The 16,938-nt window shown below is 55.4% G+C and carries 16 protein-coding genes; 11 read left to right on the top strand and 5 right to left on the bottom strand.

Annotation, left to right across the window (positions count from 1 at the left end):
* Positions 1-169: 169 nt before the first annotated feature.
* Both JAO79_RS04630 and JAO79_RS04635 read right to left on the bottom strand, forming a co-directional pair.
* On the bottom strand, positions 170-973 hold the full coding sequence (locus tag JAO79_RS04630) for an ABC transporter permease (protein ID WP_199005954.1): 804 nt from the start codon (positions 971-973) through the stop codon (positions 170-172).
* Positions 970-1,692, bottom strand: a complete 723-nt coding sequence (locus JAO79_RS04635) for an ATP-binding cassette domain-containing protein (RefSeq protein WP_199005955.1) — start codon at positions 1,690-1,692, stop codon at positions 970-972. The genes JAO79_RS04630 and JAO79_RS04635 overlap by 4 nt, the downstream gene beginning before the upstream one ends.
* 181 nt (positions 1,693-1,873) lie before the next feature.
* Here JAO79_RS04635 and JAO79_RS04640 point away from each other — a divergent pair, with 181 nt between their 5' ends.
* Positions 1,874-2,584, top strand: coding sequence for a response regulator transcription factor (locus tag JAO79_RS04640; protein ID WP_199005956.1), 711 nt, complete (start codon positions 1,874-1,876; stop codon positions 2,582-2,584).
* Here JAO79_RS04640 and JAO79_RS04645 read toward each other — a convergent pair.
* Positions 2,545-3,195: a pentapeptide repeat-containing protein gene (locus tag JAO79_RS04645; RefSeq protein ID WP_199005957.1), complete on the bottom strand. Its 651-nt coding sequence runs from the start codon at positions 3,193-3,195 to the stop codon at positions 2,545-2,547. The two genes, JAO79_RS04640 and JAO79_RS04645, sit on opposite strands and share 40 nt — an antisense overlap.
* Positions 3,196-3,254: 59 nt before the next feature.
* Positions 3,255-5,108, bottom strand: a complete 1,854-nt coding sequence (locus tag JAO79_RS04650; protein WP_199005958.1) for a methanol/ethanol family PQQ-dependent dehydrogenase — start codon at positions 5,106-5,108, stop codon at positions 3,255-3,257.
* Between the two features lie 385 nt (positions 5,109-5,493).
* Here JAO79_RS04650 and pedF point away from each other — a divergent pair, with 385 nt between their 5' ends.
* The 4 genes from pedF (at position 5,494) to JAO79_RS04670 (ending at position 9,477) form a co-directional block, all read left to right on the top strand.
* A complete protein-coding gene (gene pedF / locus JAO79_RS04655; RefSeq protein ID WP_199006636.1) occupies positions 5,494-5,901 on the top strand; it encodes a cytochrome c-550 PedF in 408 nt (135 codons plus the stop codon).
* 159 nt (positions 5,902-6,060) lie between these two features.
* Positions 6,061-7,581: an aldehyde dehydrogenase family protein gene (locus JAO79_RS04660; protein WP_199005959.1), complete on the top strand. Its 1,521-nt coding sequence runs from the start codon at positions 6,061-6,063 to the stop codon at positions 7,579-7,581.
* Between the two features lie 229 nt (positions 7,582-7,810).
* Entirely contained in the window at positions 7,811-8,449 is a 639-nt protein-coding gene (locus JAO79_RS04665; protein WP_199005960.1) for a TetR/AcrR family transcriptional regulator, read from the top strand.
* A gap of 47 nt (positions 8,450-8,496) precedes the next feature.
* Positions 8,497-9,477: an MDR family oxidoreductase gene (locus JAO79_RS04670; RefSeq protein ID WP_199005961.1), complete on the top strand. Its 981-nt coding sequence runs from the start codon at positions 8,497-8,499 to the stop codon at positions 9,475-9,477.
* Between the two features lie 17 nt (positions 9,478-9,494).
* On the opposite strand, the gene JAO79_RS04675 is transcribed toward JAO79_RS04670, so the two are convergent.
* Positions 9,495-11,621: a NosR/NirI family protein gene (locus JAO79_RS04675; protein ID WP_199005962.1), complete on the bottom strand. Its 2,127-nt coding sequence runs from the start codon at positions 11,619-11,621 to the stop codon at positions 9,495-9,497.
* Between the two features lie 228 nt (positions 11,622-11,849).
* On the opposite strand from JAO79_RS04675, the gene pqqA reads away from it, so the two are divergent.
* The 6 genes from pqqA to JAO79_RS04705 are packed head-to-tail and all read left to right on the top strand — an operon-like array spanning position 11,850 to position 16,872.
* Entirely contained in the window at positions 11,850-11,921 is a 72-nt protein-coding gene (gene pqqA, locus JAO79_RS04680) for a pyrroloquinoline quinone precursor peptide PqqA (RefSeq protein ID WP_007153157.1), read from the top strand.
* A 55-nt stretch (positions 11,922-11,976) separates the two neighbouring features.
* Positions 11,977-12,894, top strand: a complete 918-nt coding sequence (gene pqqB / locus JAO79_RS04685) for a pyrroloquinoline quinone biosynthesis protein PqqB (protein ID WP_199005963.1) — start codon at positions 11,977-11,979, stop codon at positions 12,892-12,894.
* An 8-nt stretch (positions 12,895-12,902) separates the two neighbouring features.
* Positions 12,903-13,658, top strand: coding sequence for a pyrroloquinoline-quinone synthase PqqC (pqqC, locus tag JAO79_RS04690; protein ID WP_199005964.1), 756 nt, complete (start codon positions 12,903-12,905; stop codon positions 13,656-13,658).
* Positions 13,600-13,932, top strand: coding sequence for a pyrroloquinoline quinone biosynthesis peptide chaperone PqqD (gene pqqD, locus JAO79_RS04695; protein WP_199005965.1), 333 nt, complete (start codon positions 13,600-13,602; stop codon positions 13,930-13,932). Before pqqC ends, pqqD begins: the two co-directional genes overlap by 59 nt.
* A complete protein-coding gene (gene pqqE / locus JAO79_RS04700; protein WP_199005966.1) occupies positions 13,929-15,062 on the top strand; it encodes a pyrroloquinoline quinone biosynthesis protein PqqE in 1,134 nt (377 codons plus the stop codon). The genes pqqD and pqqE overlap by 4 nt, the downstream gene beginning before the upstream one ends.
* Entirely contained in the window at positions 15,043-16,872 is a 1,830-nt protein-coding gene (locus tag JAO79_RS04705; RefSeq protein ID WP_320158938.1) for an alpha/beta hydrolase family protein, read from the top strand. The genes pqqE and JAO79_RS04705 overlap by 20 nt, the downstream gene beginning before the upstream one ends.
* The last annotated feature ends 66 nt before the right edge of the window (positions 16,873-16,938 follow it).

Genomic DNA, 16,938 nt, shown 5'->3' on the forward strand with positions numbered 1-16,938 from the left:
GTGCGGCATCGAGCTTGTTCAGCATGGCGACCTCCGGTGCAGAGAATCTACAAATGGAATGCGACTCTCTGTTTATTATTGTGATGGTTTCATTACACGGCATCCGCGCTTGGGGTTGAATGCGACCATCGCACCAAAAAACCAGTACTAAAGTAGCATTCCGTGCAATTTAGGTTCCTGGACCCGGCAGGATTCGGGTTCTCTGGGGGCGAAAACTGGTTGTCGCTAATACCGCCAGAAAGACGGCCGTACCGGCCGTGATGCCGAAAGTCAGAGGGTCCCATTGCAGAGAAAACGATCGCCGTATGGCTTCAACGGCATGGGTAAAGGGGTTGATCTGGCAGGCCCAATAAAGCCAGGGACTGGCATCGCGCATCGGGGCCAACGGATAAAGTGCCGAGGAAAGAAAGAACACGGGAAAGATCACGAAGTTCATGACACCGGCAAAGTTTTCGAGTTGTTTTATCCACGTAGCGATGAGGAGACCCGCGGCGCCCAGCATGAATCCCGTCATGATCATGGTGGGCATGGAGGCCAGGTAACCAAGCCATGAGGGCCCCGTCCCGGCGAGTGTTGCGATGGCCAGAAAGACGAACACCTGCATCATCGAAACCGTACAGATAGCAAATAACTTCGCCGACAGCAGGAACGGGCGTGGTAAAGGACTGACGAGCAATGCCCGCATACTGCCCAGCTCGCGATCGTAGGCCATCGACAGCGCACACTGCATGCTGTTGAAAAGAATGACCATGCCGCACAAACCCGGCACCAGATACGCCTTGTAGCTGGCCACTGCGTCGAGGCTTTCGGCAGTGTTGTTTTCGGCGGTCACGCCGAATCCGGTCGCAAAGACAAACAACCAAAGCACGGGCCGGATCACTGCGGTAGCAAATCGATTGCGTTGCTGCCAGAACCGGGAGAATTCCCGGCGCAGCACGCCCATCAGACAGTGCCGATAAATATTGATCGTCATACCGTGGTCCCACCATGCTTCGGGATGAGCCCCAGCACTTGTTCTTTGTAGGCAGGGATCAGGGTTCGTGCCGGGCCTTCTTTCAACAGTTGACCGTTGTCGAGAATGAAGACGTTGTCGTCCGGATGTATTTCGTCAAACAAATGAGTAGCCCAAAGTACGGTGATTGCTTGCTCGGAGCACAACTCGTGCACATGCCTGACCAACAAATGCCGGCTTTCAGCATCCAGACCCGCCGTGGGCTCGTCCAGAAGCAGAAATGAGGGTTTGTGAATCAACGCCCGCGCGAGTTCAATTCTTCTTCGGTGGCCGGCGTTTAACGTGCGAACCAGCCGATGCTGGTGTGATGAAAGATCAAAGCGTGCAAGTTCCGAATCGATTCGCGCGCGTGCAACTCCCCGGCTGAGCCCATGCAAGGCCGCGTGATAGTGAAGGTTCTGATCAACACTCAGATCGAGGTCGAGCGCATTTTGCTGAAAGACAACGCCTAGCTTTTTCATAACCTCAGCGGCATGGTGCGTCAGGCTAATGCCGTCGAAACGAATGTCGCCGCTCTGAATGTGTAGCAGGCGGGTCAGCAACCCAAACAGAGTGGTTTTGCCGGCGCCATTGCGACCCAGCAATGCGTGAAACTGGCCGGGTTTCACTCGTAGGTGTATGCGAGTGAGCGCCTGTGTGGGGCCATATCGGTGACTGAGCGATTCCACGTCGAGCTGCATAGGCATTCCGGATTGGTGATTCTACTGGAAGCCTACTCAAGTGAATTGACAATCAACATATGAGAAAAGTAGCAAACAGCCAGTACCAAAGAACGATTTTCCATGACTGGCAGACCCGTAGGATGGATGTTGGAGCAGCGCCACTCTAATACTCTAACCCTATCTAACGTTGAGGTGTGCTATGAAAGTCATCGTTGCAGACGGCCAGCGTTTTGTGCGCGAGGGTACAGTATGCCTTCTTCGCAGCCTGATGCCGGGTATCATCGTGGAAGGTGTGGGAACGGGCGTGGACGCTGTCAGCCTGTATACGGACCGCAAACCTCAGCTTGTTATCACGGAAATGATGCTGCCGGATTTTTCGGGGCTGGAGTTGTGTCGCCGAATTCGTGAGCGTTGGCGCCGGGCCAACATCTTGTTTCTCGCAGACCTGGATGATGTTGACGTGGTGCGGCATGCACTGGAATCCGGCGCCATGGGATATGTCAGTAAGCAGTGCCGGCCATCGGAACTGCTGGCAGCGTTTCGCCAGATTTCTGAGGGCGAAACGTATCTGGAGCATCGGCTGGCCACCCGACTGGCACTGGGTCAGTCTGAGGCAGTGAGTCATCGAATCAGAGAAATAACCCCGCGGGAGCTGGAAATCCTGATGATGATCGCCAAGGGCCAGTCCAATGAGGGCATCAGTGCTCGCCTGAATATCAGCGCCAAAACGGTTGCCAATCATATTGCACTGCTGAAGAACAAATTGCAGATTTCCACACCGTTCGAGCTTTTGCATTTTGCGGTGGAGGCGGGACTGGCCAGCTATGGTCGCGCCGGAAGCAAGCCGGCGCTCGATACGCACAGTGCGCGCTACCAGTCGGTTGGGCAGCCTGTGCAGCCTTCCATGTAAGTCCCTTCAAAAGTGGCGTAGTGAATTCTTGTCTGTTTCAGGTTGGCTTCTGACAGGTTGGCGTGCCCGAGTTTGGCCTCCTGCAGGTTCGCCCCGAGCAGGTTGGCTTTGTGGAGATTTGCCTTGGGAAGCCAGGCAATTTCAAAACTGCTGTAGGCCAGGTCGGTATCGATGAGTTTGGCGCCGGAAAAGCGGGCGAAATCGAAGTTGGCGCCCGTCATGTTGGTACCGGAGAAGTCCGCGCCCTGGGCGAAGAGGTACTGGCCCTGTGCACCCTGTAGTTTTGCGTTACGCACGTTCGCGCCTCGGACGTTCGCCCTGTATAGGGTAACCCGAAAAGCTTGGACGCTTTCAAGATTGGCTCCACCAAGATTGGCACCGCGCAGGTTGGTGTGACTGAGATTGGCCCCGGACAGGTCTGCGCCACTGAAATCCGCCAGTTTCAAATCAAGGTTGGAAAGGTCGGCTCCGGAAAGGTTTGCGCCTTTACAAACCGTTTTAGGTTCCAGTTTGCAGCCATTGAATTCCGGCACTTTCACCTCAGCCAGATAATCGCCCGCAAAGACTGGCCCGATGAAAGCTGCCAGGCACAGGGTTGTGATCGTTCTCATGATACATCCTCTCACAAGCATCACCGGCCTGAGTGCCGGTGATGCATCCGCCGATTGGTTTAGTTGGACGCGGTTGCCCACGAGGGCACCTTGAACACCCAGAACGACCCGCCTTGCGAGATAGGCTTAGTTAGCTCGGCCATATCGCCGCCCCAGAGTGGCACCGCGCCACCGTAACCCGAGGCAACGCCAACGTATTGCTCACCGTCCATCTCCCAGGTCACTGGAGATGAGATGATTCCGGAGCCGGTCTGGAACTTCCAAAGTTCCTCGCCCGTCTCGGCATCGAAGGCTTTAAAGTAGCCATCACCGGTACCGGTAAAGACCAGGCCGCCTTTGGTGGTGAGCACGCCGGCCCACAACGGCATGGGCTCCTTGTGCTCCCATTCAATCTCGCCGGTAACCGGGTTCATGGCCCGTAAAATGCCTACGTGGTCGTCGTACATGCGTTTGATGCGGAAGCCTTGGCCAAGATAGGCGGCGCCTTTCTTGTAGCTGACTTCTTCAGTCCAGTAGTCCTCTTTCCAGTGGTTAGCCGGGATATAGAACAAACCGGTATCCTGACTGTAGGCCATCGGATTCCAGTTTTTGCCGCCAAGGAAGGGGGGAGAAACTTCGATGGCTTCGCCTCGGGTTTGACCTTCTGCGACAGGTGGTGGACGTTGTCCAACGGCTTCAACAGGGCGGCCATCGTCTCCGATTCGTTTGGCCCAAGTGATGTTGTCTACAAACGGGAAGGCTTTCTTGAATTCACCGTTGGCTCTGTCCACAACGTAGAAGAAGCCGTTACGGTCGGCGTGAGCCGTAGCCTTCACGGTTTCGCCGTTTTCATCGTATTCAAACAGCACCAATTCGTTGTTGCCGGAGAAATCCCAGGCATCGTTCGGGGTATGCTGATAGAACCACTTCACTTCACCTGTGGTCGGATCAACGCCCACTTGGCCAGAGGTATAGAGGTTGTCGTAGTCCTGAGGGTTGCCGCCGGGAGAAGTGCGCGCCCAGGTGTTCCACGGAGCCGGGTTACCCGCACCGATGATGATGGTGTTGGTCTCGGCATCAAAGCTGGCGCTTTGCCAGGGGGCACCACCGCCGTGGCTCCAGGCTTCGACTTTTCCGGTTTCAGAGTTAGGGTCGTCCGGCCAGCTTGGCGCGCGCGGATCACCGGTTGGCGTACTCTTTTTGCCGTTCAGCCGTCCGTAATGACCTTCTACAAACGGCCGCATCCACACTTCTTCTCCGGTGTCTGGATCGCGCGCAAACAACTTGCCGACCACGCCGAACTCGTCACCGGAAGAGCCGTGAATAAGCAATACTTTGCCGGTTTTCTGGTCTTTCACCAGCGTTGGTGCACCGGTCATGGTATAGCCGGCTTCGTGATCGGCGAATTTCTCACGCCAGACCACTTTGCCAGTGTCTTTGTTCAGGGCCACGATTCCAGCGTCCAGTGTGCCGAAGAATACCTTGTCACCAAAAATAGCAGCACCCCTGTTAACCACGTCGCAGCAGGGACGGATGCCCTCTGGCAGTCGGTGGTTGTATTCCCAGACTTTTTTGCCGGTTCTTGCATCCAGTGCGAAGAGACGTGAATACGATCCGGTGATGTAAATCATGCCGTCATGAACCAGAGCCTGGGATTCCTGACCACGCTGTTTCTCGTCCCCGAAAGAAAAAGACCATGCAGGCACCATACGTTCCACATTGTCTTTGTTGATGGTGGACATCGGGCTGTAGCGCTGGGCTTTGGGTCCGATGCCGTAGCCGAGCACATCCTGAGTGGTCTGTGCGTCGTTTGCGATGTCTTCCCAGGTAACTTCTTTGGCATGGATCTGTGTTGCCAGGCCTGTTGCGCAGCCAAGAGAAAGAGCAAGGCTGATACTTCGCAACAGAGGGCGTTGGTTAAATGTTGTTTTCATGACGTTCCCCTTGGTTGTTGTTGTGACAATCGCTCAATTTTGCGAATTGACGATCGTAGTATTAGCGTCGATCAAGGTCCTGAGCGACGGAGAAAATCACGTGAGATTCGGGAAGTTCACGGAGCGATTCGGGAATTCGTCCTGATGCGCTGATATCTATCTGAAAGATAGGGGAGTGTTGAAGCTTACCGGTACCTGCAGTGCTTTGGCTGCTGGTCGAGAGAGCCACTACCAAGGAACTAGACCCGAACCGCCAAAGTGGAATTCAGAAGGCTTTCCTGATGGTCTTAAAGTGGTTGCATCGCTGCCTGCAGAACAGGTGGCCCAAGCGAACCACCCAGATGAAAACAAGAGGTAAGCCGATATGTATGCTCTACGTCCTTTGATGAAAGTGATGATGGCTACTGGACTTATGGCCTGTGCGGCCACTGCAATCGGGCACGGAAACGTCACACCGCAACCCGTTGATACGGGCGACCTGCCCGATCTGGGGCGCGAAGCGCTCAGCGAAAACCCGTTTCGCGAAGGGAATGAATTCGGCGAGTTGAAAAGCAAAGCCATCGAGGTGGGAGAGAGTGCATACGCGGGAAATTGCGCAGGTTGTCACGGTATCGAGGCGCAATCAGGCGGCTTGACGCCAGACCTCAGAGAACTGACCGAGTGGGATGACGGCTATTTTATCGGACGCGTCATGAACGGAACCGATCGGGGTATGCCGTCCTTCAAAGACAACCTGGGACAAACCGCGATCTGGTCTATCAGAACCTACGTGGAATCGGTTTCTGGGAACTGATGCGTAGCGGTATGAAGGGGCGCTTTGCGTGTACTACCAAGGTACCAGTTGTTCCCCTCCATTGACCCATTCACGGGCTGAAACCTGACGATTACATTGGGAACGAGAACGCGAAAGGCCGCGTTGCCAAGCAACAACCACAACAAAGAGGTCAACGTCATGATCTACGCACAACCCGGTAAAGAAGGCTCCGTTGTTTCATTCAAGTCCCGCTATGATAATTACATTGGCGGTGAATGGGTGGCGCCGGTGAAAGGCCAATACTTCGAGAACATCACTCCTGTTACAGGCGATGTTTTCTGCGAAGTCGCGCGTTCCGGCGCAGAAGATATTGAATTGGCACTGGATGCGGCACATAAGGCGGCCCCGGCTTGGGGTAAGACATCGCCTACCGAACGCTCGAACATCTTGCTGAAGATCGCGGATCGTATCGAAGCTAATCTGGAAGCGCTGGCCGTTGCAGAAACCTGGGATAACGGCAAAGCCATTCGCGAAACTCTGAATGCCGACATCCCTCTGGCGGCAGATCATTTCCGTTACTTCGCCGGGTGTCTCCGGGCTCAGGAAGGGCACATGGGGGAGATCGACCAGAACACCGTGGCCTACCATTTTCACGAGCCGCTTGGAGTCGTTGGGCAGATTATCCCGTGGAACTTTCCGCTGCTGATGGCCGCCTGGAAATTGGGGCCCTGTCTTGCGGCGGGAAACTGCACCGTACTTAAACCCGCTGAGCAAACACCGGCCAGCATTCTGGTGCTGATGGACATTATTGGTGATCTGCTACCGCCCGGTGTCATCAATATCGTCAATGGCTACGGCATTGAGGCCGGTCAGGCTCTGGCGACCAGCAAGCGCATCGCCAAAATCGCGTTTACCGGGTCCACGCCAGTGGGATCCCATATCCTGAAGTGTGCGGCGGAAAACATCATTCCTTCGACCGTGGAATTGGGGGGCAAATCGCCGAACATCTACTTCTCAGACGTGATGAAGGCCGAGCCTGAGTTCATTGACAAGTGCGTTGAAGGGCTGGTGCTTGCGTTCTTTAACCAGGGTGAGATTTGTACTTGCCCATCCCGAGCTTTGGTTCAAGAGGACATGTTCGACGAGTTCATGCAGAAAGTGGTTGAACGCACTCAATTGATTAAGCGCGGTAACCCGCTGGATACCGAGGTGCAGGTGGGGGCTCAGGCGTCCAAGGAACAGTTCGACAAGATTATGTCGTACATGGAAATCGGTCGTCAGGAAGGTGCGCAAGTACTTACCGGTGGTGACCGTGAGCATCTGGAAGGCGAGTTTGACAACGGCTTCTACATTCAGCCGACTCTGTTCAAGGGCGACAACAAGATGCGGGTGTTCCAAGAGGAAATCTTCGGCCCCGTGGTGGGCGTCACCACCTTCAAAACCGAGGAAGAAGCACTGGCCATTGCCAACGATACAGAGTTTGGACTGGGTGCCGGCGTCTGGACTCGTGACACCAACCTGGCCTACCGGATGGGGCGCAACATTCAGGCGGGACGGGTCTGGATGAACTGTTACCACGCCTATCCGGCTCATGCGGCATTCGGTGGCTACAAAAAGTCTGGCGTTGGTCGTGAAACCCATAAGATGGCACTGGAACACTACCAGCAAACCAAGTGCATGTTGACCAGCTATGACATTAACCCTCTCGGGTTCTTCTGATCGGCAAGCGGTAGTGGGGGCCTGTCCATGCAGGCCCTGTTTTTGTGTGACCGCACATGGATAGTGCTTTTGATAGGCCCGGCGCCTGCCGGGTAGCTCTCCGGAGCACGGGAATCGAATTGCCTCTGTTTTTGGCCCCATCCCAGGGCCTTTTTTTTGATTTAATAGACGATCGGTCGTATACTTTTGTTAATTAATTAGACGGTCGGTCTAAATTGTGGGAGGGTATGTGAATACGGTTCCAGTAAAACGCAAAAGGGGGCGGCCCCCTAAAAGTCAGAACACCGGTTATCAGGACACTCGGCAGGCCCTGATCGGAGTTGGGCTGGCGGCGTTAACGGAAAAGGGCTATTCCTACACAGGGCTTGATGAGATTTTGCGTCAGGCCAAGGTGCCGAAAGGATCTTTCTATCATTACTTCGACAACAAAGAAGCTTTTGGAAAAGCGCTCATCGAGGCATATGGCCGGTTTTTCGCAAACAAGCTGGAGCGTTCGTTAACCGACAACACGTTGCCACCGCTGGAAAGAATCCGCGCGTTTGTGGAAGGGGCGAAGGCCGGTATGGAAAAGTTTGATTTCAGGCGCGGTTGTCTGATCGGAAATATGGGGCAGGAAATGGCGGCGCTGCCTGAAAGTTTCCGGAACCTGCTTCGTGAGGTCTTTCGGGATTGGGAAGCCCGGATAGCCCGGGTACTGGAAGAAGCCCGTCAGGCGGGCGATATCTCCGAAGATGTGGTGCCAGAACAGATGGCACAGTTTTTCTGGATTGGTTGGGAAGGCGCGGTGTTGCGTGCCAAGCTCGATCAGTCCCCGCAACCGCTGGAGCAATTTGCCGATGGTTTTATGGCGTTGGTGCGAGGTGGTTGACTCAAGCAGTCTGATTTAAATCACAAAGCAGAATCGTGGGAGGCAATATGTTTAAAGGTATTTTAATCGAAGGCAGCCGGGGCGATCAGCAGGTCTCATTGAAATCCATTGACGAAGCTTGGTTGCCGGACGGTGATGTGACGGTGGATGTCGCCTACAGCACGCTGAACTACAAGGATGCACTGGCGATTACCGGCACTGCTCCGATAGCGAAATCCTACCCGATGGTGCCTGGTATCGATCTAGCCGGTGTGGTCACCGAGTCATCCAATCCGGAGTTCAACGTCGGCGATGAAGTGGTACTCAACGGCTGGGGTGTTGGCGAGAAACATTGGGGTGGTCTTGCCGAAAAGGCGCGCTTGTCAGGTGATTGGCTGATACCACTCCAGGCTCCATTCACGTCTCGGCAGGCCATGGCTATCGGTACAGCGGGCTATACTGCGATGCTGTGTGTGAATGCTCTGGAGAAGCACGGCGTTATGCCGGATTCCGGTGACATTCTGGTGACCGGCGCCACCGGCGGTGTTGGAAGTGTTGCCGTCGCGATTTTGGCCAAACTGGGCTATTCAGTAACGGCTGTAACCGGTAAGCCGGAAGAAGAGAGTTATCTGCGATCTCTGGGGGCCACACAGATTATGGATAGGGCAGAGCTGAGCGAGCCAGGTAAGCCCCTGGCCCGGGAAACCTGGGCTGGTGCGATTGATGTTGCAGGCGGGCAGGTTCTGGCCAACGTGTGTGCCGGTATGAAGTACCGGGGCGTGGTTGCGGCTTGCGGATTGGCTGCAGGTATGGATTTTCCTGCGACGGTTGCGCCTTTCATTTTGCGAGGTGTTACGTTGTGCGGTGTCGATAGTGTAATGGCGCCGAAAGAAGACCGGCTATACGCCTGGCAGCGGCTGGCACAAGACTTGTCGCCGGAACTGCTGGACAGCATGATCACAGAAGTGCCTTTTGACGAGGCCATCGAAGCTGCAAGCCAGTTCATGGATGGAACGATCCGAGGGCGAGTGGTGATTCCCGTCGCCTGATAGCCGCGGTCGCAGGATCAGCGCGCGAGTGACGTGTCGCGCGTTGCCGCATCGGTGGCCAGAATCCTGGCGTGTTTTTGTTGCTGTTTGTTGCGCACGATGGCATCCACGCATTGATTCTGGTCACGCAATATCACTACGCATTCCAAGCACTGAATGCACTCATCGTAATCCACTCGACCGTCTTTCCGGATGGCGTTGATGCCACACTCATTCTTGCAGTGCTGACAGGGCTGACCGCATCGTTTGACCCGATCCAGCCAGCTGAACAGGCGGAAGCGGCCCAATACCGCAAGCCCGGCGCCCAGCGGACACAGATATCGACAGTAGAATTTGTGGACAAACATGCCAATGGCCAGCAGGGCGACGGCATACACCACGAAAGGCCAATACCGAACAAAGTGCAGGGTGATGCTGGTTTTGAACGGCTCGATTTCGGCCAGCTGCTCCGCGAGAGTCAAGGAATAAAATGCAGTACCGACCAGTGCCAGCAGGATCGGGTATTTCAGCAGGATAAGCTGACGGTGCAGGCGTTCGGGTATTTTAATCTGACGCAAACCGAGTTTTTGTCCAAGCCAGGAGGCCATTTCCTGTAACGCCCCGAACGGGCACAGCCAGCCGCAAAACAAGCCGCGTCCCCAGATAAACAGGGTGGCGAAGGTGTAAATCCAGAGAATGAAAATAACCGGGTCCAGCAGGAATACGTTCAGGGAGAAACCGTCCCAAAGGGCGAGGAATAGCGTATAAATATTGACCACCGAAAGCTGCCCTTGGGCGTAAAAGCCGATAAAGAAAATCGTGAAGAACAAAAATGCCCAGCGGAACCGGTGTACCAGTTTCGGGTGGCGGGTCAGGGTTTTCTGGCGGGCAAAAAAGACCGTGAGTACGGACAGGGAGGTTAGCAACAAAGCTATTTGCCATCCCCGTTCTTTCCATAAACCTACCCAAATCGGATCGCGATTTTCGTGGGGGTCCGCTTGCACCTCCACGGCTTTAAAGAGCTCGTCGGCAAACGCAGCGGGCACGGTGAAACGGGCCTTGTCAGTCATCAGATGATTGCGTGGTAGAGCAATATCCAGATGCAAACTGGTCTCGGCCCCAGGGTTGAAGCCGGCGTTTCCGCCAAGCCGGAATAGATTCACCGCCTCGAAGGCAGGCGCCCCGGGCGCTGCAATAGTTTGATCTGGTGCCAGCCAGTTGAGATCTCGCATCTCGATCGCCAACGGCCCCTGATGCAGGGTTATCCGGCTGGGGATACTGCCAGGGACAAATTCCGGCCCGACATGGGTGAAAACGCCCCGAGACATCACCATCATTGCTTTACCCTGGTCGCCCAGACGCCCCATGAACACTTCGTAGGCATCATCGCCCAGAAGGTTGCGGCCGACTATGGGGGCGTTCATATAGGCGTAGTACAGTTCAGTGAAAGGTTCGCCAGGCGCGGGCTCGATGACCTTAGGGTAATGGGCTAGTGGGCGCTCAATCTTCGCTTCGACCTCACTTGAAGATAGGGCGAAGCTGTTGATGTAACCCCGTTCCAGCAGTTGCTGCCAACTCAGAGGCTCATAGAAGTCTTGCCGAGCTCGTATGGGAGCCACCTGAGCAAAGCCTTCCAGTTTACGTCGAGCCACCTGAAGCGCGGAGGAAAGAATAGTGTCGTTGATAATGAGCACCGAAACAGTTGCCTTGCTGACTCCGTCGAAATACACCTGGTCGCCCGCGGCACTGCGGGCGGAATGGCTGGAAGCCTGCACGATAATCTGTTCTGTCAGGGACCTGCCTTCGTATTGATTCACGAATTCGGTGAGGGGCGCTTCGCCTAAGCCATGGAGGAAAACCGGCTCGTGATGGTGCACAACTTTTACTCCGGTGAACCGGCCTTTGGTGTCCAGGCCGATCATCATAGTGATCGGCTTTCCGGCAAAGCCCTGAAGATTGATGAAGTCGGTGGAGAGGTACGCGTAGCCCAACAGCTCCTGCAGTTGGTACACCGGGTAAACGGGAAAGTCGGGCAGCTTGTCTTCAATGACGGTTGCTGACGGAAACAGCGCCTGAATCACCTCTTTAGTTTCCTGGGGGGCTTCCGCGGTGTGCCCTGATAAGGGGAGTGTCATCAAGATAATGAGCAGTAAGCGCCCGACCATACGACTTCTCCTGACATTATTGTTGTATCTGTCACATGTTAGGAGCATGCCGCGCAGCCTCAATTGAACCTGCGAGCCAAAGCGTTGGTACTTTAAGGCGGCCTAAAACAGTTCCAAAGTACCATATAGGTGGCAGGCCTCTGTCATTAGCATGAAATCGTACCCTCTAGTTTTCCAAGGGTACCGATACATGCAACGCACTAATAATCATGACAAGAGGTGATCATCATGTGGACCAAACCAGCTTATGAAGACCTGCGTATCGGTTTCGAAGTTACGATGTACTTTGCAAACCGCTGAGTAACAGATAGCCAGCCATGGGCTGGCTGTTTGATTCCGGCTCAGGAGGTTTCGTATGCACATCCGTATTCTGGGTTCTGGGGCGGGAGGCGGTTTTCCGCAGTGGAACTGTAATTGCCGGAACTGTTCCGGGTTCCGTGACGGCAGCCTTAATGCCAGTGCCCGCACTCAGTCATCCATTGCCATCAGCGAGGATGGAGAACACTGGATACTGTTCAACGCCTCACCTGATATCAGGGCGCAACTGGCGGAATTTCCGGCCATGCAACCGGCGCGAGCGCTTCGCGATACGGGCATTTCGGCCATCGTGTTGATGGACAGCCAGGTCGACCACACCACGGGATTATTATCCCTGCGCGAGGGCCTTCCTCTTGATGTTTGGTGCACGTCGCAGGTTCGGGAGGATCTGAGCAGCGGTTTCCCGTTGTTCGAGATGCTCAAACACTGGAACGGCGGGCTCAACTGGTGTGAAATTCATGCGTCGGAACAACACTCTTTCGTCATTCCTTGCGCACCCTCACTGGAGTTGACGGCCGTACCGTTGCTTAGTAATGCGCCGCCATACTCGCCCCGCCGTGATAATCCGCACCCGGGCGATAATATAGGCCTTTTCATTCGTGATCGCGGCGAGAGTAAATCCTTGCTTTACGCACCTGGACTTGGTCAGCCGGACGAACGGATTCGAGCCTGGATGCAACAAGCGGACGTTTTACTGGTAGACGGTACCGTCTGGCACGACGATGAAATGATTCGCCAGGAGGTGGGTACGCGAACCGGCCAGCAAATGGGGCATTTGGCGCAAGCGGGGGAAGGCGGCATGATTGAATTGCTCGATAGCCTGCCCGCCAGCCGGAAAATTCTTATCCACATCAACAATACAAACCCGATCCTGAACGAAGACTCACCGGAGCGTGCCGAGCTGGCTGCGCACGGAATCGAGGTGTCGTGGGACGGTATGCAGATTGAGTTGTGAGGCCTGTCATGAACGCTAAAGTCACCACCGCCCTGCGCCGTGAGGATTTCGAAAAAGCATTGCGGGCGAAAGGCGCCTTTTACCACATTCATCACCCTTTCCATCGGGCCATGTACAGCGGCGCCTGCACACCGGAGCAAATTCGGGGTTGGGTGGCAAATCGTTATTACTATCAAATCAACATTCCCCTGAAAGATGCGGCCATTTTGGCCAACTGCCCGGATGCCGTGGTGCGCCGGTCATGGTTGCAGCGGATTTTGGATCATGACGGTGAAGAGGGTTTGACCGGCGGCATTGAAGCCTGGTTGCAGCTGGCTGAAGCCGTGGGGCTGACGCGAGAGGAGGTGATTGACCAGCGGCACGTATTGCCGGGGGTGCGCTTCGCTGTGGATGCTTATCTCAACTTTGCCCGTCGAGCGACCTGGCAAGAAGCGGCTTGTTCATCGTTAACAGAATTGTTTGCGCCGGAGATCCATCAGTCTCGGTTAGACAGGTGGCCGGCCCACTATCCATGGATTGAAGAGAGTGGCTATCGCTATTTCCGAAAGCGCTTGTCTGAAGCTCGTCGAGATGTAGAACACGGTTTAGAGATCACTCTGGAGCACTGCGTAACAGTGGAACAGCAACGGCGGGCGCTGGAGGTATTGCAGTTCAAGCTCGACATTCTCTGGAGCATGCTGGATGCCATGTCCATGGCGTACGTCCATGACACTCCGCCCTATCACACGGTCACTGACAAACAGGTTTGGCATCGTGGTCTGTAAGGAGGTTGTTGTGGCAGATATCCCGAATTTGAGAAGAGGTTTTCGCTTCCAGTGGGAGCCGGCTCAACAAAGTTATGTGCTGTTGTATCCCGAAGGCATGGTTAAGTTGAATGCCAGTGCCGGTGCTATTTTGGCAGAGGTAGATGGTGTTCAGTCTAAACAGGACATTATCACTTCGCTTGAAAGCCAGTTTCCAGAGGCCGGTTCTCTGTCAGGCGATGTGGAACAGTTTCTGGCCGATGCCGCAAACCAACACTGGATTGAATGGTTATGAGCTGCTCTGATGCGACTGCCGGACCGCCCCTATGGTTACTGGCTGAACTGACCTATCGTTGCCCGCTTCAGTGTCCATACTGTTCAAACCCGCTGGATTATGCCGATCGTGAACAGGAACTATCAACTGATCAGTGGCTGGATGTGCTTCGGCAAGGGCGCGCCATGGGCGCCGCCCAATTGGGTTTTTCGGGCGGCGAGCCGTTGGTGCGCCAAGACCTGCCTGAATTGATCGCGGGTGCGCGTGAATTGGGTTATTACACCAATTTGATTACTTCGGGTTTAGGGCTTACAACAGCCAAGGTTCAGGCCTTTGCTGAGGCCGGACTTGATCATATTCAGGTCAGTTTTCAGGCCTCAGACCCGGAACTCAACAATGCCGTTGCGGGTTCAAAGAAAGCCTTCGAGCAAAAGCTGGCGATGGCCCGGGCGGTGAAAGAAGCGGGCTATCCGATGGTGCTTAATTTTGTCATCCATCGCCATAACATTCATCAGATGCAGGATGTTCTCACGCTGTGTGAAAGTCTCGGGGCGGATTATGTCGAGTTGGCGACCTGCCAATACTATGGCTGGGCGTTCGCCAATCGTGAGGGCTTGATGCCCTCCCGAGGTCAGTTAGAGGCTGCCGAGGCAACGGTGAATCACTTCCGGGACGATCTGCGCGAACGCGACCATCCCATGAAAGTGATTTTCGTGACGCCGGATTATTACGAGGAGCGCCCCAAAGCGTGCATGAACGGTTGGGGAAATCTGTTCCTGACCGTTGCGCCTGACGGCACCGCCTTGCCGTGCCACAGTGCCCGGTTACTTCCCATCGATTTTCCGAATGTTCAGTCCATGTCACTTGACGAGATTTGGTACCACAGCCCCGGTTTCAACCATTACCGGGGCGACAGCTGGATGCCGGAACCTTGCCGCTCCTGCGATGAAAAGGGCAAGGATTTTGGCGGTTGTCGCTGTCAGGCCTATTTGCTGACGGGCAGTGCCGACAACGCGGACCCGGTGTGTGGGAAATCTCCGCATCATGACCGAATTCTGGCCGCGCGAACCGCCGCAGAACATGCCACAGCCGGATTGGACGATCTTGTTTATCGCAATACCAAGAACTCCCGTGTCTTTTTCCGAAGGTAACCTGATCTCGGCGCGTGAAGCCTGTGCCGGGGCGCAACAGTATGCCGAGTTACGAGTCAGTGGCGGGGGGCTTTTCTGGTTGGCGACGGCGCCCGAGGACGGCTCTGTCAGTCTTTGGCGGTATGACGCTCAACGACCAGAACGTCTGAATACGGGGACCAGTATCCGTAGCCGGCTGAACGGCTACGGAGGCGGCGCTTATGCGGTCACGCCGGAGTTCGTATGTTGGGTGTCTGAGGATCAATGCCTTTGGAGTATGAATCTGCATAGCGGCCAACGCCACCTGTTGGTCTGCGACCCATATTCTACATGGGGCGGTCTGACCCCGGATCCGCTCCGCCAGCGTTGGATTGCCGTGCGGGAAAAACAAGGCAAGCAAGCCTTGATGGCCATTGATTACCAGGGCTGTTTGTCGGTTCTAAATGACCACTTCGACTTTTATGGAGCGCCAGCTGTCAGTCAGAATGGACAGCAGATTGCGTGGACAGGCTGGTTTTCACCCTATATGCCGTGGGACCAGTCCTGGATTTGCCTCGCCGGACTGGACAGCGTCGGTCAGCCCGTAAATCTTGTCAAAGCCGAACCGCCCGGAGGGGGCAGCGTTCAGCAGGCGCAATTTGTAGCGCAAAGCTTGTGGGTTGTCTCGGACCATGGCGGTTGGTGGCAGCCGTATCGGGTGGTCCGACAGGACGGAGACCTGCATTGGTTGCCGGCACTGTCGCCCAACAGGGATCACGCAAATGCACCATGGCAGCTGGGAGAAAGGCACGCTTGCCCTTTGCCGTGCGGCGGGTGGGCTCGAGTTCGCTATCGCCAAGGCATCGGTGAACTATGGCTGGAGCAGGCAGGCGAGATCAAGCAAGTTGCCAGCGCGTACACCGATTTTAGAGATCTCGTCGTCAGCGGGGGTGATCTTTACTGTGTTGCGCGTAGACCCGACCTGAGCGACACAATTTTGCGACTGAATCTCTGGGCCGGGCCGCGAGCTCAACCATTGTTCCGTGCCCCTGCTCCATTAGCGGGCAGGAACTGTGTATGGCCAGAGAGCATCGTACTCCCATTTGGGGGCGAGCATAGATATGCGTTGCAAGGATTTGTGTACTTGCCGGAGCGCTCTGAGAAAAAGCCTCCGCTTATTCTGATCGCCCACGGCGGGCCAACGTCGGCGGCCTACGCAGCCTTCAATCCCCAAGTGCAATTCTGGTGTCAGCGGGGCTTTGCGGTGGCAGAAGTGAATTACACCGGCAGTACCGGCTTTGGCCGCGAATTTCGGCAGGCGCTGGCAGGTCAGTGGGGCAAAGCCGATGTCGCAGATATGTTTCGGATGAAAGATGCGATCGTCGAGGCCGGCTGGGTTGATCCTGACAGGGTGTTTATTCAGGGCCGAAGCTCGGGAGGTTATACCGCGCTCATGGCGGCCGTTGTTCCGAAAGAGCATCTGAGAGGACTGGCGAGTTTGTATGGCGTGACCGATCCGTTCACGTTGAAGGCAGCCACTCATCGTTTCGAGTCCGGTTATCTGGATTGGTTGTTGGGTGAGCCGGGGCCGGAAGGACGGTACTGGAATGCCCGAACACCGGCCCGGCTAGCTAACCAAATCGCTTGCCCTGCAGTGTTTTTTCAGGGCGGACGTGACCCTGTTGTTGTGCCCGAGCAAACGCTTGCAATGGTAAAGGCGCTGGAAGGCGCAGGGCAGCAAGTGGAGCTCGTATGGTTTGACGAGGAAGGGCATGGTTTCCGTGCCTTGGATAGTCAGGCCGAGGTACTCGACAGACTTTGCCAGTTCTACACGGGCTTGGCGCGAGGCTGACCCTGCTTACACCAAAAGGCCTGTGTCGCTCTCAGCCACATGGGGTAGTATGTCAGCCATACCTAT

The sequence above is a fragment of the Marinobacter litoralis genome, assembly GCF_016427555.1.
GTDB classification, from domain to species: Bacteria; Pseudomonadota; Gammaproteobacteria; order Pseudomonadales; family Oleiphilaceae; genus Marinobacter; species Marinobacter litoralis_A.